This is a genomic window from Candidatus Carsonella ruddii HC isolate Thao2000, assembly GCF_000287275.1.
The window spans coordinates 136,930-155,159 of record NC_018416.1 but is presented as its reverse complement, the minus strand read 5'-3'; the positions used below and the strand labels follow the sequence as shown (position 1 = coordinate 155,159).

Annotated in this window: 21 protein-coding genes and 2 tRNA genes; all 23 read left to right on the top strand. The window is 16.9% G+C overall.

The window, feature by feature from the left end:
- Nucleotides 1-8: 8 nt before the first annotated feature.
- The 23 genes from A353_RS00970 to rplE all read left to right on the top strand — a co-directional run bounded on the left by A353_RS00970 (nucleotide 9) and on the right by rplE (nucleotide 18,226).
- Nucleotides 9-89 (top strand) — tRNA-Tyr (locus A353_RS00970).
- Nucleotides 90-95: 6 nt separating this feature from the next.
- Nucleotides 96-166, top strand: a tRNA-Gly gene (locus tag A353_RS00965).
- 100 nt (nucleotides 167-266) lie between these two features.
- Nucleotides 267-680, top strand: coding sequence for an uL11 family ribosomal protein (locus A353_RS00960; protein ID WP_014887333.1), 414 nt, complete (start codon nucleotides 267-269; stop codon nucleotides 678-680).
- Nucleotides 673-1,239: a hypothetical protein gene (locus A353_RS00955; RefSeq protein ID WP_014887332.1), complete on the top strand. Its 567-nt coding sequence runs from the start codon at nucleotides 673-675 to the stop codon at nucleotides 1,237-1,239. The genes A353_RS00960 and A353_RS00955 overlap by 8 nt, the downstream gene beginning before the upstream one ends.
- Complete coding sequence (locus A353_RS00950) at nucleotides 1,236-1,670, top strand: hypothetical protein (RefSeq protein WP_014887331.1); 435 nt, start codon at nucleotides 1,236-1,238, stop codon at nucleotides 1,668-1,670. Before A353_RS00955 ends, A353_RS00950 begins: the two co-directional genes overlap by 4 nt.
- Nucleotides 1,651-1,995, top strand: coding sequence for a ribosomal protein bL12 (locus tag A353_RS00945; RefSeq protein WP_014887330.1), 345 nt, complete (start codon nucleotides 1,651-1,653; stop codon nucleotides 1,993-1,995). The genes A353_RS00950 and A353_RS00945 overlap by 20 nt, the downstream gene beginning before the upstream one ends.
- Entirely contained in the window at nucleotides 1,992-5,777 is a 3,786-nt protein-coding gene (rpoB, locus tag A353_RS00940; protein ID WP_014887329.1) for a DNA-directed RNA polymerase subunit beta, read from the top strand. The genes A353_RS00945 and rpoB overlap by 4 nt, the downstream gene beginning before the upstream one ends.
- A gap of 3 nt (nucleotides 5,778-5,780) precedes the next feature.
- Nucleotides 5,781-9,644 (top strand): DNA-directed RNA polymerase subunit beta', encoded by a 3,864-nt coding sequence (gene rpoC, locus A353_RS00935; RefSeq protein WP_014887328.1) that lies wholly within the window; start codon nucleotides 5,781-5,783, stop codon nucleotides 9,642-9,644.
- Nucleotides 9,622-10,005, top strand: coding sequence for a 30S ribosomal protein S12 (rpsL, locus tag A353_RS00930; RefSeq protein ID WP_014887327.1), 384 nt, complete (start codon nucleotides 9,622-9,624; stop codon nucleotides 10,003-10,005). The genes rpoC and rpsL overlap by 23 nt, the downstream gene beginning before the upstream one ends.
- The gene (gene rpsG, locus A353_RS00925) at nucleotides 9,981-10,451 is read left to right on the top strand and encodes a 30S ribosomal protein S7 (protein WP_014887326.1); all 471 of its coding nucleotides are present in this window, start codon (nucleotides 9,981-9,983) and stop codon (nucleotides 10,449-10,451) included. The genes rpsL and rpsG overlap by 25 nt, the downstream gene beginning before the upstream one ends.
- The gene (gene fusA, locus A353_RS00920) at nucleotides 10,448-12,490 is read left to right on the top strand and encodes an elongation factor G (protein WP_014887325.1); all 2,043 of its coding nucleotides are present in this window, start codon (nucleotides 10,448-10,450) and stop codon (nucleotides 12,488-12,490) included. The genes rpsG and fusA overlap by 4 nt, the downstream gene beginning before the upstream one ends.
- A gap of 1 nt (nucleotide 12,491) precedes the next feature.
- Nucleotides 12,492-13,682 (top strand): elongation factor Tu, encoded by a 1,191-nt coding sequence (tuf, locus tag A353_RS00915; protein WP_014887324.1) that lies wholly within the window; start codon nucleotides 12,492-12,494, stop codon nucleotides 13,680-13,682.
- Nucleotides 13,679-13,975, top strand: a complete 297-nt coding sequence (locus tag A353_RS00910) for an uS10/mL48 family ribosomal protein (RefSeq protein WP_014887323.1) — start codon at nucleotides 13,679-13,681, stop codon at nucleotides 13,973-13,975. Before tuf ends, A353_RS00910 begins: the two co-directional genes overlap by 4 nt.
- Nucleotides 13,972-14,382, top strand: coding sequence for a 50S ribosomal protein L3 (gene rplC / locus A353_RS01200; protein ID WP_014887322.1), 411 nt, complete (start codon nucleotides 13,972-13,974; stop codon nucleotides 14,380-14,382). The genes A353_RS00910 and rplC overlap by 4 nt, the downstream gene beginning before the upstream one ends.
- Nucleotides 14,379-14,891 (top strand): 50S ribosomal protein L4, encoded by a 513-nt coding sequence (gene rplD, locus A353_RS01115; RefSeq protein ID WP_014887321.1) that lies wholly within the window; start codon nucleotides 14,379-14,381, stop codon nucleotides 14,889-14,891. Before rplC ends, rplD begins: the two co-directional genes overlap by 4 nt.
- Nucleotides 14,881-15,573, top strand: a complete 693-nt coding sequence (gene rplB / locus A353_RS00895) for a 50S ribosomal protein L2 (RefSeq protein WP_014887320.1) — start codon at nucleotides 14,881-14,883, stop codon at nucleotides 15,571-15,573. The genes rplD and rplB overlap by 11 nt, the downstream gene beginning before the upstream one ends.
- Nucleotides 15,570-15,830, top strand: a complete 261-nt coding sequence (rpsS, locus tag A353_RS00890) for a 30S ribosomal protein S19 (RefSeq protein ID WP_014887319.1) — start codon at nucleotides 15,570-15,572, stop codon at nucleotides 15,828-15,830. Before rplB ends, rpsS begins: the two co-directional genes overlap by 4 nt.
- A gap of 37 nt (nucleotides 15,831-15,867) precedes the next feature.
- Nucleotides 15,868-16,128, top strand: coding sequence for an uL22 family ribosomal protein (locus A353_RS00885; RefSeq protein ID WP_211118347.1), 261 nt, complete (start codon nucleotides 15,868-15,870; stop codon nucleotides 16,126-16,128).
- Nucleotides 16,121-16,741: a 30S ribosomal protein S3 gene (gene rpsC, locus A353_RS01110; protein WP_014887317.1), complete on the top strand. Its 621-nt coding sequence runs from the start codon at nucleotides 16,121-16,123 to the stop codon at nucleotides 16,739-16,741. The genes A353_RS00885 and rpsC overlap by 8 nt, the downstream gene beginning before the upstream one ends.
- Complete coding sequence (gene rplP, locus A353_RS00875) at nucleotides 16,725-17,132, top strand: 50S ribosomal protein L16 (RefSeq protein WP_014887316.1); 408 nt, start codon at nucleotides 16,725-16,727, stop codon at nucleotides 17,130-17,132. Before rpsC ends, rplP begins: the two co-directional genes overlap by 17 nt.
- Nucleotides 17,125-17,367, top strand: a complete 243-nt coding sequence (rpsQ, locus tag A353_RS00870) for a 30S ribosomal protein S17 (protein ID WP_014887315.1) — start codon at nucleotides 17,125-17,127, stop codon at nucleotides 17,365-17,367. Before rplP ends, rpsQ begins: the two co-directional genes overlap by 8 nt.
- Nucleotides 17,364-17,732, top strand: coding sequence for a 50S ribosomal protein L14 (rplN, locus tag A353_RS00865; protein WP_014887314.1), 369 nt, complete (start codon nucleotides 17,364-17,366; stop codon nucleotides 17,730-17,732). Before rpsQ ends, rplN begins: the two co-directional genes overlap by 4 nt.
- Nucleotides 17,729-18,226 carry a 50S ribosomal protein L5 gene (rplE, locus tag A353_RS00860; protein ID WP_014887313.1) on the top strand — a complete coding sequence of 166 codons (498 nt, stop codon included), beginning with the start codon at nucleotides 17,729-17,731 and terminating at the stop codon, nucleotides 18,224-18,226. The genes rplN and rplE overlap by 4 nt, the downstream gene beginning before the upstream one ends.
- Nucleotides 18,227-18,230 lie beyond the last annotated feature (4 nt).

Sequence of the window (18,230 nt, the reverse complement as noted above, 5' to 3'; positions counted from 1 at the left end):
TATTTTTAGAAGGGATTCCTGAGTGGTCAAAAGGAACAGACTGTAAATCTGCTGCGAAAGCTTCAGAGGTTCGAATCCTCTTCCCTTCAATTTTCGCGAAAGTAGTTTATTGGTAAAATATTATCCTTCCAAGTTAATGTAAAGGGTTCGATTCCCTTTTTTCGCTATTATTTTTTTTAAGTCAATAACTTAAAGGTAAAGTAATAATTTCCAAAATTATAAATAGAGGTTCAATTCCTCTTTGACTTGAAATAACTTAAAAATAAATGATTATTAAATGTAAATTAAAATTATTATTAAAACCAGGTAAAGCAACACCAACACCACCTATCGCTCCAATATTAGGTCAATATGGTATAAATTTAATGAATTTTTGTACAAAATTTAATAATTTATCTAAAAATATAAAATTAGAAATAATTCATGTTAAAATAATATTATTTAATAATTTAAATTATGAAATAATTTTAGGAAATGAATCTTTAACTAAAAATATTAAAAATTTTTTAAATATAGAAAAATTTTCTAATAAACCAAAATTAGAAAATAAACATTTTATTGATTTTGATAAAATAAATATTATTTCTTTAAATAGAAATAATTTTGAAAAAAAAAAAATATCATCTGTTAGAAAAATGGTATTAGGAACATTAATTAGTGTTGGTATTAATTATGAATAATATAAATGAAATTATTAATTTATTATTTAATAAATTAATTAAATTTAATGAATCTATAGATATAAATATAAATATAATAAATAAAAAAAAAAATTTTTTTAGTTATATTATAAATTTAGATTATTCTATTAATTGTAATAAAAAATTTTTATTTTTAACAAATTTTAATAAAATTGAAAATAATATGTATTTTGGAGAATTGTATTTTGAAAAATTTTTAAAAAAAGAAATTTTTTTTGATAAAATATATTACAATAATAGTTATGAAAAATATATAATAAACAATAATTTACAAAAAAAATTTTCTAAAAAAAAATTTTTATTAAATAATTATAAAAGTAAAATAAACGAAATTAATTCCAATTTATTAAAAATAGTTATAAATAAAAATAATTTTATTAATTTTAAAATTGGTAATATAAAATTTAATAAAAATATGATCAAAATTAATGTAATAAATTCACTTAATTCTATTAAAAAAATATTATTTCTTAATAATATTATTATAAAAAATATATATATAAGTACAACAATGGGAAAAGGATATTTAATAAAATGAATAATTTTTTTATAAAATATAATAATTTAAATATATTATTAAAAAATAATTATTCTTTTATATGTTATGATATGGAAAAAGTAAATTATTCTTTAATTAATTTAATAAAAAATAATTTAAATATAAAAGTAATTTATTTAAATAAAAAATTATTAAAACATTTTAATATAAAATATTCTAATAATTTATATTTATTATTGATACAAAATAATTGTATAAAAGTTCAAAATAGTATAATATATATTTTTAATCTATTAAAAAAACAACCTTCTTATATTATTTATAAAAATATAAAATTAAAAAAAATACCAATTTCAGAAATTTCAAAATTATCAAAACAAAATTTAATTTTAGAAATTATAAATTTTTTTAAAATTAAAATTACAAAATTAATAAATTTATTAAAAAAATATGGAAAAAACATTAATTGAAAATATTTTAGATTTAATTTCTAAATTAAATTTAATAGAATTAAGCGATTTAATTTTAAAAATGGAAAAAAAATTTAATTTAAGTTCTAATATTGAAAAACAAGAAGAAAAAAAAAATAATTTTAGTATTTTTTTAAAAGAAATAGGAGATAAAAAAATTAATTTAATTAAACTTATTAAAGAATTAACAAATTTAAGTTTAAAAGAATCTAAAGATTTAATAGAAAAAAAAGATGCTTTAATAAAAAGTAATTTAAATAAAGAAGAATGTGATTCTATGGTTAAAAAAATAGTTGGATTAGGTGCTAAGGTGGAAATTAAATGATAAATATTTTTAACTTTAATAGATATTGTTTATCTAAAAAGTTTTTTTTTCATGAATGTTTTAAACCTTACTTAGTTCATATTCAAATAAATTCTTTTAATAATTTTTTAAAATATAATAAAAAAAATTATTCTATAAAAAATATAATAAAAAAAAATTTTCCAATTATTAATAAAAAAAAAGAAATTTTTTTAAAATTAAATAAAATTTATATTAAAAAACCTTTTTATAAAGAAGAATATTGTATTAAAAGAAATATACATTATTATACAATAATTTTTATAAATTTTAAAATTTATTTTATAAAAGAAAAAAAAATTTTTAATAAAAAATATAAATTAGGTTATATACCATATTTAACTAATAAAGGAAATTTTATTATTAACGGAACAAATAGAGTTTTAATTTCTCAATTTTTTAAATGTTATGGTATTTATTTTTTTAATAATAAAAAAAAATATTGTAAAATAATTCCTTATTATGGTAATTGGATAGAAATTTTTTATGATAAAAAATTTTTTTTTGTTTTTGATAAAAAAATTTTTTTTTTAATAAAAAATTTATTAATTAGTTTAGGGTTAAATAAAAAATTTTTTTTTAATTATTTTTTTTTTAATATAAAAATAAAAATTATAAAAGGAAAAAAAAAAAAATTTTTTATTATAAATAAAAAATTTTTTTTTTACAAAAAATATAGAAAATATTTTTGTTTTTCAATTAAAAAAATAAAAAATTATTATTTAGGAAATAATTTAAAATTAAAAAAAATAAAATTAAAAAAATTTATTTTAATCAATATAAAATTATTAAATTTAATATTATTAAATAAATTTTTATTTATTAATTTTATAATTTTAAAAAAAAAAATGGAATATAATATTGTTGAATTTTATAAAGATTATTTTTTTGAATTTGAAGATAATAATTTTTTAAATAAAAAAGGAAAATTTTTTAATTTTTTTAAAAAAATTTTTTATCATAAAAAATTTAATTTTTCTTTAATAGGCGTTAAAAGAATTAATAAATTATTTAATTTTAATAAAATAAATATTTTTACAATATTAGAAATTATTAAAAAATATTTGAAATTTTTAAAATTTGATATATTAGAAGATAGTTTAGATAGTTTAGAGAATAAATTAGTATTTAATTCTGGAAAATTATTATCTATTAAATTTGAAAAAAGTTTTAATAAAATATTAAAAAATATAAAATATAAAATTAAAAATTTTAATCATATAAATGATTTAGAAATTTTAATTGATTATAATATTATTACTATAGAATTAAGAGATTATTTTTGTAATAATGAATTATCACAATTTTTAGATCAAAATAATCCTTTATCAGAAATATCACATTTAAGAAAAATTTCATTAATTGGTAATAATATTAAAAAAGAAAATTGTGGTTTTGAAATAAGAGATTTACATATTTCTCATTATTGTAAAATTTGTCCAATTGATACACCTGAAGGTCATAATATAGGATTAATTAACTCTTTTTCTTTTTATTCAAAAATAAACAAATATAATTTAGTATCAACTATATATAAAATTTGTATTATAGGAAAAATTTTTGGTTTAATGTATTTAGATTATAAAGAAGAAAAATTAAAAAATATTTCTAATTTTTTATCAACTATAAAAACTATATATGGAGAAATTTTTATTAAACCATTTTTAAATATTAGAAAAAAAAATCATTTTAAAAAAAAAAAATTTTTTTTCGTTGATTTAATAGAAATTTCTGGAGATCAGATTTTTTCTTTAGGAGCATCTTTAATACCTTTTTTAGAAAATAATGATGCAAATAGATGTTTAATGGGGAGTAATATGCAAAGACAAGCCGTACCTTTATTTATATCAGACAATCCTATAATAGGTACAGGGAATGAGTTAGTTATTGGTAATAATTCTAATTATAATATTAATAGTCATATTAATGGTTTTGTTTTATATTTAGATAATAATTATATTATTATAAAAAATAAATATAAATTAATAAAATACAAAATAAAAAAATTTATTAGAACTAATCAAAATACTTCAATTATACAAAGACCTGTTATAAATTTAGGTAATAATATATTAAAAGGAGATTTATTAGTTTGTAGTAATGTTACTAATAATGGTGAAATTAGTTTAGGAAGAAATTTAAAAGTAGCTTTTATGAGTTGGTATGGGTATAATTTTGAAGATTCTATATTAATATCTAATAATATAATTAAAAAAAATATTTTTTGTTCTTTTCATATTTATGAATATATTTGTGTTTTAAAATATAATGAAAATGGTATTGATATAATTTCAAATGAAGTTTTTAATAAAGAACAAATATTAAATAATAAGATTAAATTTGGAATAATAAAAATTGGTGAATTTGTTAAATCAAAAGAAGTTTTAATTGGGAAAATGTGTCCTAGAAAAAAACAAAATTTTTCTCCTGAAGAAAAATTATTTAAAATAGTTTTTTCTGATAACAATTTTAATTATTATGAACAACCTTTATGTTTACCTAAAAATATTAATGGAACTGTTTTAAGTATTGATGATTTAAAATTATATTCTTTTGATAAAAATATTTTTAAAATTTTAGATATTGAACAAATTTGTTATTTAACAAAAAATTTAAATAATTGTTTTTATGAATTATTTTTTTGTTTGATAAATAATATTTTTAATTTTTTATATAATAATAAAGTTTTATTAAATAAAAAAATTTTTATTTTTAATAAAAATAATTTAAATATTTTATTAAATTTAAAATGTTTTAATAAAAAAAATAATTTTAAATTAAAAATTTTTAAAAAAATTATTTTTAATGTTGTTTTCATTAAAAAAAAAAATTTTAAAATATTAAAAAATAATATTTTAAATTATGAAGATTTTGATAAAAATATAATTAGAATAATTAAAATAAAAATAATTACAAAAAAAAATTTAAAAATTGGAGATAAAATGTCTGGTAGACATGGTAATAAAGGAGTTTTATCAAACATTATTGATAGCATTAATATGCCTTATGATAAGTTTGGAAATCAAATAGATTTAATTTTAAATCCTTTAGGAATACCTTCTAGAATGAATGTAGGTCAATTAATAGAAGTTTATTTAGGTTCTGCTATTCAAGAAATAAAAAATTTTTTTAAAAAAATAAATTTTATAAATTTTTCATTTTATAAATTAAAAATGATGTTAAAGTTAATTTTTAAAATTATATTCAATAAAAATATTAATACTTTTAATTATAATAATAATGATTGTTATATTATGTTTATTAAATTTAAGAAAAAAATTTCAATTTGTGTTCATAATTTTAAAAAATTAGAAGATATTGTAATTAAAAAAATTATTAATAAATTAAATTTTTCAAAAAATGGAAAAATAATTTTATTTGATGGTATAACAGGAATAAGATTCATTAAAAATATAAGTGTTGGAAATATATATTTTATGAAATTAAATCATTTAGTTTCAGATAAAATTTATGCTAGATCTATTGGTCCTTATTCAATAATAACTCAACAACCATTAGGAGGAAAATCAAATTTTGGTGGTCAAAGATTAGGAGAAATGGAAGTATGGGCATTAGAAGCATATGGCGCCGCTCATATATTAAAAGAAATGTTAACAGTAAAATCTGATGATTTAATAGGAAGAACTCTAATTTATAAAAACATTATGAACGGAATAGAAAATGTAGAGTCAGGAATTCCTGAATCATTTCAAATATTAATTAAAGAAATACAATCATTATGTTTTGATATAAAAATTATATAAAAAATGAAAAATATTTCAATTAAAATAGCTTCACCTAATAAAATTATTAATTGGTCATATGGTGAAATAAAAAATTCTAATTATATTGATTACAAAAATTTAAAACCTGAAATTAATGGATTATTTTGTTTAAAAATATTTAGTATATATAATATATGTTGTGATAAAAAAAAATGTGAATGTAATAAAAATAATAAATTTTTAAATTTAAAAAAATCTCATTCTTCTTATAGATTTGGTCATTTAAAATTAAATTATCCTATTATTCATATATGGTTTTTAAAAACTATATCTAATAATATTACTAATGTTATAAATATTAATAATAAAATTTTAGATAAAATAATATCATTTAAAATTAAAATTGTTATTAAATCTTTTAGTAAAAAATTTAAAAAATATTCAATTTTATTAAATAATAAAAAAAAATATAATGTTTATTGTTTAACTGGAGTTAAGGCTTTAGAAAAATTATTATCAGATAATGAAATTTTATTAGATTGTAAAATAATTAAAAAAAAAATCATTAATTGTAATTCTATATATAAATTATTTATTTATTTACAAAAAATAAATAAAATATATATATTTTATTTATCTGGAAATAAACCAAATTGGTTTTGTATAAAAATTTTACCTATAGTATCTCCTAAAATTAGACCTTTAATTCCTTTAAGTATTGGAAAATTTGCAACTTCAGATTTAAATGAATTATATAGAAAAATAATAAATAGAAATTTAAGATTAAGAAATATAAAATTATTAGGTATTCCTAAACAAATTTTAATTAATGAGAGAATTTTATTACAAGAATCAATTAATGCTTTATTTGATAATGAAAAAATTGAAAACCCAATTTTAACTTCTTCAAAAAGAATATTAAAATCATTTTCAAGTTCTATTAAAGGTAAATATGGTAGATTTAGACAAAATCTTTTAGGAAAAAGAGTTGATTTTTCTGCTAGAAGTGTTATATCAGTAGATCCTAATTTATTTTTGTATCAATGTAGTATACCTATTATAATTGCATTAGAATTATTTAAACCTTTTATTTATTTTGAATTAAAAAAAAAAAAATTAATTTCAAATATAAATTTTATTGATGATTATTATAAAAATAATAAAAAAAAAATTATAAAAATTTTAAAAAAAATTTGTAATAAAAAATCCATTCTTTTAAATAGAGCTCCTACTTTACATAGAATGGGATTTCAATCATTTAAAATTTTATTATCTCAAGATAAAACAATAAAATTACATCCTTTAGTTTGTTTAAGTTATAATGCAGATTTTGATGGTGATCAAATGGCAATACATTTACCTTTAACTATTAATTCTCAAATTGAATCTAATTATTTATTATTATCTATAAATAATATAATATCACCATCTAACGGTGAACCTATAATTATTCCAACTCAAGATATTGTTATGGGAATTTATTGTTTAACTTTAAATTATAATTATAAAGAAATATTTTTTTTTAACATTCATGAAGTATTAAATTATTTTAATATAAATAATAATAATTTTTTAAAAAATATTATTTTAAAAATAAATAAAAAAAGAATTAAAACTACTGTTGGTAGAGTTATTTTTTATTATTCATTATTAAAAGATATAAATATTAAATTTTTAAATAAAAAATTAAAAAAAAAAAATCTATCATATATAATTAAATATTATTTTGATTTTTTTAATTTAAAAAAAACTATTAAAATTTTAGATAAAATAAAAAAAATTGGTTTTTTTTTTTCTACATTTTTTGGTATTTCTATAAGTTATTATGATTTAATTTCAATTAAAACAAATTTTTGTATATTAAAAATAATAAAAAAAATAAAAATAAAAAAAAATATTTTTAATATAATAAATACTATAGAAATTTTGTTTTTAAATTTGTTAATTAAAAAAATTTCCCCAAAAAAAAATAAAAATATAAATAATTTATTTATTATGTTAGATTCTGGTTCAAGAGGAAGTATGCTTCAAATAAAACAAATACTTGCTTTTAGAGGATTTTTTTCAAAATCAAATGGTGATATAATAATAGATCCTATTTTAGATAATTTAAAAAATGGATTAACAATGAAAAATTATTTCATTTCTTCTTTTGGAGCAAGAAAAGGTTTAACCGATACTTCATTAAAAACTGCAAATTCAGGATATTTAACTAGAAAATTAATAGATGTTTTACAAGATGTTGTTATTTATAAAATGAATTGCAATACAAAAATAGGTATAAAAATATTAATATTTAATTATAAAAAAATGCATTTATTATATAAAAAAATTTATGGAAGAGTTTTAATAAATGACATTATAATAAATAATAAATTAATAATTAAAAAAAATACATTTATTAATAATAAAATTTTATTTTTAATTATTAAAAAAAATATAAAAAAAATTTTTATTAGAAGTTCTATATATTGTATATCTTTAAGAGGAGTTTGTTGTTTTTGTTATGGATCTGATTTATCAACTAATAATATTGTTCAAATTGGTGTACCAATAGGTATTATAGCAGCGCAATCTATAGGAGAACCTGGAACTCAATTAACTATGAGAACTTTTCATACTGGTGGAGTTGCAAGCATTAGTTTTAATAATTTTTATTTATCAAATAAATATTTTGGTTATGTTATATATAAAAATTGTAAATGTTTATTAAATATAAAAAGTGAAATTTTAATATTAAATAATAAAAGTAGTATTAATATTATTAATAATAATAAAAATGAAATTTATAAATTATTATATGGAGAAAAAATTTTAATAAGAAATGGAATATTTATAAAAAAAAAAATTAAAATTAAAAAATTAGAAAATATTTTTTGTATATTTTCAGAAAATTTTGGGTATTTTTTTTTTAATGATATTTTAAAAAAATTTTTTCATGAAACAGATCAAAAATATTATTATAAAACATTAAAAAAAACAATTTTTTATATAAAAAATAAAAATAAAATAAAAAAATATTTTATTCCTAAAGATTTTTTTATTATAAAAGAAAAATTTGATTTTATTATGCCTGGAGATATAATTGCAAAAATTCAAATTATTTTAAAATTAAAATCTAGTATAATAGGAGGTTTACCTAGATTAAGTGAATTATTTGAAGCTAGAACACCTAAAAAAAAATCTTTATTATGTGAAATAGATGGTTATGTTAAAATTAATAATTTTAAAAAATATGTTATTATTAATATTATTACAAAATATAATTTTTATAAACAATACTTTTTAGAAAATTTTAGAAAAATTTTAGTAAATAATGGAGATTATGTTAAAATAGGAGATATAATCTCTGATGGAAAACCAGATTTAAACGATATTATTAAATTAATAGGAATTGAATATTTAATAAATTATTTTATTAAAGAAATTAATGATATTTATCAACCTCAAGGTATATATATAAATGATAAACATATAGAACTTGTTTTAAAACAAATGATAAAAAAAGTAAGAATTCTTTATTCTGGAGATTGTTTTTTTATTCAAAATGATATTTTATATTTAGAAGATGTTTTAACAGAAAATATTAATACTTTAAAATTTTCAAAAAAAATTTCACTTTATGAAAGAGTTGTTTTTGGAATAACAAAAGTTTCTTTAGATTCATCATCATTTTTTTCTGCAGCATCTTTTCAAGAAACATCAAAAATTTTAATTGATTCTGCAATTAGAAATAGAATTGATTATTTATTAGGATTAAAAGAAAATGTTGTAATAGGAAGATTAATTCCTGCAGGTACTGGTTTAATTAATCATATATATTTTTTAAAAAATAATTTAGAAATTAACAATAAGAAAAAAAATTTAAAATTTTATATAAAAAATGACTTTAAATCAAATAATTAGAATTGGAAGAAAAAAATCAAAAAAAAAAATAAAAACACCTGCTTTAGAATTTTCACCTCAAAAAAAAGGTGTTTGTATTAAAGTTTATACAACAACACCTAAAAAACCTAATTCAGCATTAAGAAAAGTATGTAGAGTTAAATTGTCAAATAAAAATGAAATTACTGTTTATATTCCAGGAGAAGGACATAATTTACAAGAACATTCTAATATTTTAGTTAGAGGAGGTAGAGTTAAAGATTTACCTGGTGTAAAATATCATGCAATAAGAAATGTATATGATTTATCTGAAGTTACAAATAGAAAAAAATCAAGATCAAAATATGGAACAAAAAAATGTCTAGAAAAAAAAGATATTTAAAAACAATAATTTTTACAGACCCTCGTTATGGAAGTTATTTAATATCAAAATTTATAAATTATATAATGAAAAACGGAAAAAAACAAATAGCGCAAAAAATTTTTTATTATAGTATAAATTTAATTTCTATAAAATTAAAAAAAAAATGTTTTTTTTTACTTAAAAAAATTTTGTTTAATGTTATTCCTTTATTTGAAATAAAAAAAAAAAAAATTGGTGGTGTAAATTATAATATTCCTTTTAAAATTAATTTAAAAAGAGGTTTAATGTTTGCTATGAAATGGATAATTATTAATGCAAAAAAAAGAAATGAGAATGGTTTTAAAAATAAATTAGTTGGTGAATTTATTGATACTTATTATAATAATTCATCTTCTATAAAACAAAAAGAAAATATTATTAAAATATCTGAACAAAATAAAGCATATTCTAATTTTAAATTATGAATAATTTATTATATTTTAGAAACATAGGTATTATAGCTCATGTTGATGCTGGAAAAACAACTACTACTGAAAGAATTTTATTTTATTCTGGTATATCTCATAAAATTGGAGAAGTTCATCATGGAAATACTGTTACTGATTGGATGCCTCAAGAACAAGAAAGAGGAATTACTATAACTTCTGCTTCAGTAACAATATATTGGAATTTAAATAATATTAATTATAATATAAATATAATAGATACACCAGGTCATGTTGATTTTACTATTGAAGTGGAAAGATCTTTAAGAGTTTTAGATGGTGCAATTATTGTAATTTGTGCATCATCAGGGATTCAACCTCAAACTGAAACTGTTTGGAATCAATCTCAAAAACATAAAATACCAAAAATAATTTTTGTTAATAAAATGGATAGGGTTGGTGCAAATTATGAAAAATGTATTATAAGTATTAAAAATAAATTTAATTGTAATTTATTACCTATAAATATAAATATTGGAGAAGAAGAAAATTTTTCTGGATTTATAAATTTAATAAATATGAAATTTTATAATTGGGACAATAATGTTTTATGCATTAAAAATATTGATGAAAATCAAAAATCATTATTTAATAAAAATAGAGATTTTTTATTAGAAACTTTATCAAATAATGATGATACTTTTTTAGAAAAATATATAAATAATAATTTTAATGTTAATGATATTATAATTTCTATAAGAAAATTAGTTTTAAATAATAAAATTATACCTATAATGTGTGGAACTTCTTTAAAAAATAAAGGTATTGAATTTTTATTAGATTCGATTTGTAACTTTTTACCTTCTCCATATGATGTAAAAATTAAAGATTGCAATAATGATAATTTTAATATTGATAAAAATAAAAAATTTTTATCTTTATTATTTAAAATATATAATGATCCATTTTTAGGATCTTTATCTTTTATAAGAATTTATTCAGGTACAATAAAAGTTGGAGAAATTATATATAATTCTACAAAAAAAATAAAAGAAAAAATTTTTAGAATTTTAAGAATGTTTGCAAATACAAAAAAAGATTTACAAGAAGCAAGTGCTGGTGATATTGTAGTAATAGTAGGATTAAAAGAGTCTTCTACTGGAGATACATTAATTTCAATTGGAGAAAATTTACAATTAGAAAAAATTTCTATACCTATACCAGTAATTTCAATTTCTATAGAACCCATTATTAAAAATGAACAAGAGAAATTAATAAATTTATTACATAAGTATTGTAAAGAAGATCCTTCATTATTATTAAATATTAATAATTCTACAGGAGAAACAATATTATCTGGTATGGGGGAATTACATTTAGAAATAATTGTTGATAGAATCAAAAAGGAAAATAATTTAAAAACTAAAATTAGCAAACCTAAAGTTTCTTATAAAGAAAGTATTAAAAAAGTTGTAATTCAAGAAGGTAAATATATTAAACAATCTGGTGGAAAAGGACAATATGGTCATGTTGTATTAAAAATAGAACCTATTTTATTTGAAAATAAAGAAAATTTTATATTTAAATCAGAAATTATAGGTGGTTCAGTTCCAAAAGAATATTTTACTCCTATCGAAAAAGGAATAATTCAACAATTGTTGCAAGGTGTTATATTAGGATACCCTGTAATAAAAATTAAAGTATCATTAATAGATGGATCATTTCATTCAGTTGATTCAAGTGAATATGCGTTTAAAAATGCAGCAATGATTTCAATTAAAGAAGGTTTAAAAAAAGCAAATTCTTATGTATTAGAACCAATAATGAAAGTAGAAATTAATACTCCAAATGAATATTTAGGTATAATTGTTTCAGATATTAATAAAAAAAGAGGAATAATTAATAACGTTTTAGACTATAATAATTTTAAAATTATCAATTCACTTGTTCCTTTAAGAGAATTATTTGGTTATTCAACTGAATTAAGATCTAATACTAAAGGTAGAGCAAGTTATAATATGGAATTTCATAATTATAATGAACTTCCAAATTATATAATTGAAAAAATTAAAGAATAATATGGCTAAAGTTAAATTTAATAGAAATAAAGTACATATAAATGTTGGAACAATTGGTCATGTAGATCATGGTAAAACTACATTAACAGCAGCTTTAACTAAAATTTCATCAGAAATATATGGTTGTGAAAGTAGAGCTTTTGATAGTATAGATAATGCCCCAGAAGAAAAAGAAAGAGGTATTACTATTTCTACTTCACATGTAGAATATGAATCTGAAAATAGACATTATGCTCATGTTGATTGTCCAGGTCATGCTGATTATATAAAAAATATGATTACTGGTGCAGCACAAATGGATGGTGCTATTTTAGTATGTTCTGCTGTTGATGGACCTATGCCACAAACTAGAGAACATATTTTATTAGCAAGACAAGTAGGTGTTCCTAATATAGTTGTTTTTTTAAATAAAGCAGATTGTGTTCAAGATAAAGAATTGCTTGATTTAGTTGAAATGGAAATTAGAGAATTATTATCAGAATATGATTATGATGGAAATAATACTCCAATTATTATTGGATCAGCTTTATTAGCATTAGAAGGAAAAAATGATAATAATTTAGGAATTGATTCAATTAAAAAATTATTAAATACATTAGATAAATATATTGATTTACCTAATAGAATTATTGATAAACCATTTTTAATGCCTATAGAAGATGTTTTTTCTATTTCAGGAAGAGGAACAGTTGTTACAGGAAAAGTTGAAAGAGGTGTTATAAAAAATGGAGAAGAGATTGAAATAGTTGGAATAAAAGATTCTATTAAAACAACAATTACTGGAATTGAAATGTTTAAAAAAACTTTAGATGAAGGTATAGCTGGTGAAAATATTGGTATTTTATTAAGAAGTATTAAAAGAGAAGATGTTGAAAGAGGACAAGTAATAGCAAAAGTTGGAAGTGTTAAATCTTATACAGATTTTGAATGTGAAGTTTATATATTATCTAAAGAAGAAGGTGGTAGACATACACCTTTTTTTAATGGATATAAACCTCAATTTTATTTTAGAACAACTGATGTTACAGGAATTTGTAAATTACCAGAAAATATTGAAATGGTTATGCCTGGAGATAATGTTAAATTGAAAGTTAATTTATTATCATCTATAGCTATTGAAAATGGTTTACGTTTTGCTATTAGAGAAGGAGGAAAAACTGTTGGTGCAGGTATAATAATAAATATATTATGATAAAAATTACTTTAAAATCTCATTTTATAATTGAAATAAATTCTTTTTTATATTTTTTTATAAAAAATTTAAAAAAAAAATATATATATATAGGTCCTTTTTTTATGCCTAAAAAAATAGAAAAATTTACAATTTTAGTATCTCCTCATGTTGATAAAAATGCTAGAGATCAAATTCAAATTAATTATTTTAAAGTTATTTTTTATATTAAAAATTTTGATATTAATTTATTAAATTTTTTAATTAAAAATAAAAATATTGATGGAGTTGAAATTAATTATTTTTTTTTATGATATTTTTAAATAAAGGCACAAAACATTTTTTTTATAAAAAAAAAATTTTTTTATTTAATATTATAAAGTATATAAATTATAATAATTTTTTTTTAAATTTTAATTTTAAAAATATGTTAATAAATTCAATTAGTAAAGGAAAAGGTTTTCAAGGTGTTATAAAAAGATGGAATTTTAGAACAAAAGATAAATCTCATGGCTGTTCATTATCTTATAGAACAATGGGATCAACAGGTCAATGTCAAGATCCAGGTAGAGTATTAAAAGGAAAAAAAATGCCAGGAAGAATGGGGTTTAAAAAAATTAGTATTTATATAAATTTTTTTTTAAGAAAAAAAAATTTTTTTTTTATAAAAAAAATATTACCTGGAAAAAAAAATGATTATTTAAACGTTAAAATAATATGAAATTACCTATATTTTCAAAAAAACCTTATTTTTTATATATATATAAAAATATAATTAATATTGATTTTATATATAAATTTATAAAAATAAAAAAAAAAATTGTTTTTAAAAAAAATAAAAGATTAATTAGAGGTAGTGGAATTAAACCGTGGCCTCAAAAAGGAACTGGTAGAGCTAGAGCAGGAGATAAAAAATCTCCAATTTGGAGAGGTGGAGGTGTTACTTTTTCTAATTATGTACTTCCAAAAATAATAAAAAAAAAATATATATTAAAAAGTTTATTTTTTTTATTTTTAATAAATAATAATATATATATTTATGAAAAAAAAAATTTATTTTTTTTAATTTTGTTAAAAAATAAAAATAATTTGTTTTTTGATATAAATAATTTTTTTTTTATTAAAAATATTAATAAAATTAATAATAAAGATTTTTTTTTATTTAAAAATTTTTTTTTTAGTATTGAATCAATAATATTTTTAATAAATAATATTTTAAATGAAAAATAAAACTTTTTTTTGTTTTAAAAAAAAATCAGGTAGAAGTCATGGTAAAATTTCTGTTAGACATAAAGGAGGTGCTCATAAAAAAGTATATATAAAAGTAGATTTTTTTAGAAAAAAAGATAATATTTTAGCTAAAATAATTAATTTTATTTATGACCCTTATAGAAATGTAAAATTAGCTTTATTAAATTATATAGATGGTGAAAAGAAATATATAATAAAAACAAACGAATTAAAAATTAATTCTTTTATAATATCTAGTAAAAATAATATAAATTTATTTAATGGTAATAACACATTAATAAAAAATATTAATATAGGAACAATAATTAATTGTATAGAAAAATTTCCTAATTCTGGTGCAATTTTTTCTAGAAGTTCTGGAGTTGGAAGTCAATTAATATTTAAAGATAATAATTATGCTATAATAAAATTACCTTCTAATAAAAAAATTAAATTATCTTTAAATTGTAGAGCGACAATTGGAAAAATATATAATGAAAATAAAAAAAAATATTATAAAGCTGGTCAAAAGAGATGGAAAGGGGTAAGACCAACTGTAAGAGGAGTAGCAATGAATCCTGTAGATCATCCTTTAGGAGGAGGAGAAGGGAAAACTAGTGGAGGAAGACATCCTTGTTCACCATTTGGTCAAAAATCTAAAGGTTTAAAAACTAAAAAATGACAAGATCAATTAAAAAAGGTTTTTTTATTCATAAATCTGTTTATAAAAATTTTAATAAAAAAGAATTTAAAACTTGGTCTAGAAATTCTACTATAATTCCAGATATGATAGATAATTCTATTTTAGTACATAATGGTAAAAAATTTATAAAAATTTATATAAATGAAGATATGATAGGACATAAATTAGGTGAATTTTCACTTACAAGAAATTTTAAATCTCATACAAAAAAAAATAAAAAAAAAAATGCAAAATAATTTTATTTTTAGAAATATTCCTATTTCATATAGAAAAATGTATTTTTACTCAAAAATTTTATCAAATAAACCAATTTTATATTATTATAAATTATATTTTCATAAAAAAATAGATTTTTATTTAATTAAAATTTCAAATACAATTATTAATTCTTGTAAAACAAGTAATATTTTTATTAAAAATTTTTTCGTTGGTAAAGGAAAAATAATTAAAAAAATTAATTTCAGAGCAAAAGGTAGAATAAATTTTTTAGAAAAAAAATTTTGTAATATAAAAATTATTATTTTATATGGGTAAAAAAATACATCCAATTTTTTTTAGATTAGGGAAATCTTCATATTATCATAGTTTTTGGTTTATTAATAAAAAAAAATATTTTTTTTTTTTAAAAATTGATATTTTAATAAGAGAAATTATAAAAAAAAACTTTTTTTTTATTAATATAATTGATATTGATATAATTATTTCAAATTTTCTAAAATTAAATATTTATTTTAATGATTTATTAAAAATAGAAAATTTTGTTTTTTTTATGGATCCAATAATTTTAGAAATTTCTAAAATTTTAAAAAAAAATATAATAATAAATTTTATTTTAGAAGAAAATGTTAATTCTAAATCATTATCTTATTTAATAATTAATCAAATAAATAATAAATCTTCTTTAAAACGTATAATAAAAAAAGAGATTTTAAAATTATTAAATAAATTTAATGGTTGTAAAATACAAATAAGTGGTAGATTAGAAGGTGTTGATATTGCTAGAAAAGAATGGTATTTATTTGGTAGTATCCCTTTACACACTATAAGAAATAATATTGATTATTATTTTAATGAAACAATTACTCAATATGGTATTTTAGGTATTAAAATTTGGATATTTAAAAAAAAATATGAAACAAAAACCTAATCAATTAAAATTTTTAAAATATCAAAAAAAAAGAAATATTGGTAATTCTTATAAAAGAAATTATCTTATTTTTGGAAATTATGGTTTAAAATCAATTGAAAATGGTTTTTTAAATTTTAAACAAATTGAATCAGCAAGAAAATCTTTAATACATAATTTTAATAATAATAATTTAATTTTAATAAGAATATTTCCTGATAAAGTTTTAACAAAAAAACCATTAGAAGTTAGAATGGGGAAAGGGAAAGGGGCAATACATGATTGGGTGTCAGTTATAAAACCTGGAATAATAATTTTTGAAATTAAATCTTTAAATTTTGAAATTGTTAAAAAAGCATTTTTTAGCGCATCACAAAAACTTTCTATAAAAACTGAAATTTGTTATGAATAATTTATATGGTAGAGTAATTAAAAAAAATAAAAAAAAAATAATTGTAATAATAAAAAAAAATTTTATTTTACCTGTTTATAAAAAAAAAATTTTTTATTATTCTAAAGTATCAGTTTATGATATGTATAATGAAAGTAATTTAGGAGATTTAATTTTAATTAAAAAAACTAGACCATTATCAAAAACAACTTTTTGGATATTATCAAAAATTATTGAAAAAATAAGATTAATATGATTCAAGAACAAACTTTATTAAAAATTATTGATAATAGTGGTGCTAGAGTTGCAAAATGTATAAAAATTTTAAAAGGGTCAAAAAAAATATATGCAAAAATTGGTGATTTAATAAAAGTTGTTGTTAAAAATTCTAATATTAACTCTAAAATTAAAAAAGGACAAATTTTTAAAGCTATAATTGTTAGAACAAAATTTCCTTTTAAGAGAAATGATGGCACATCATTATCTTTTAACGATAATGCTATTATTTTGTTAAATAATCAAAATCAAATGATAGGAACTAGAGTTTTTGGTGTTCTTGCTAAAGAAATAAAAAATGTTTATTTTAATAAATTAATTTCATTATCTAATGAATTAGTATGAAATTGTATAAAAATAAAATTAATTTATTTTTAAAAAAAAATAATTATTTTGATGTAAATTTAAAAAAAATAATAATTCATTCTGGATTGGCAAAAAATAATAATAATAAAAATTATTTAAAAAATGCTTTTGATACTATAAAATTTATTTCTGGTCAAAAACCAATATTTTCCAAAATAAAAAAATCTATTTCAAATTTTAAATCTAAAATAGGTGAAATAGGGGGTGTTTATACAACTTTAAGAAAAACAAAAATGTGGGATTTTTATCATAAATTAATTTCTATTGTAATTCCAAGAATTAAAGAATTTAAAGGTTTTAATATTAAATCTTTAGATAGATTTGGAAATTTTAATTTAGGAATTAAAGATGTTAATGTTTTTCCTGATTATTTAAATGATTTTAAAATTGGTATAAATATTAATTTAATTATAAAAAATTTATATAAAAATTATAAAGAATTTTACGAAATTATTAATTTTCCTATCAAATAATTTT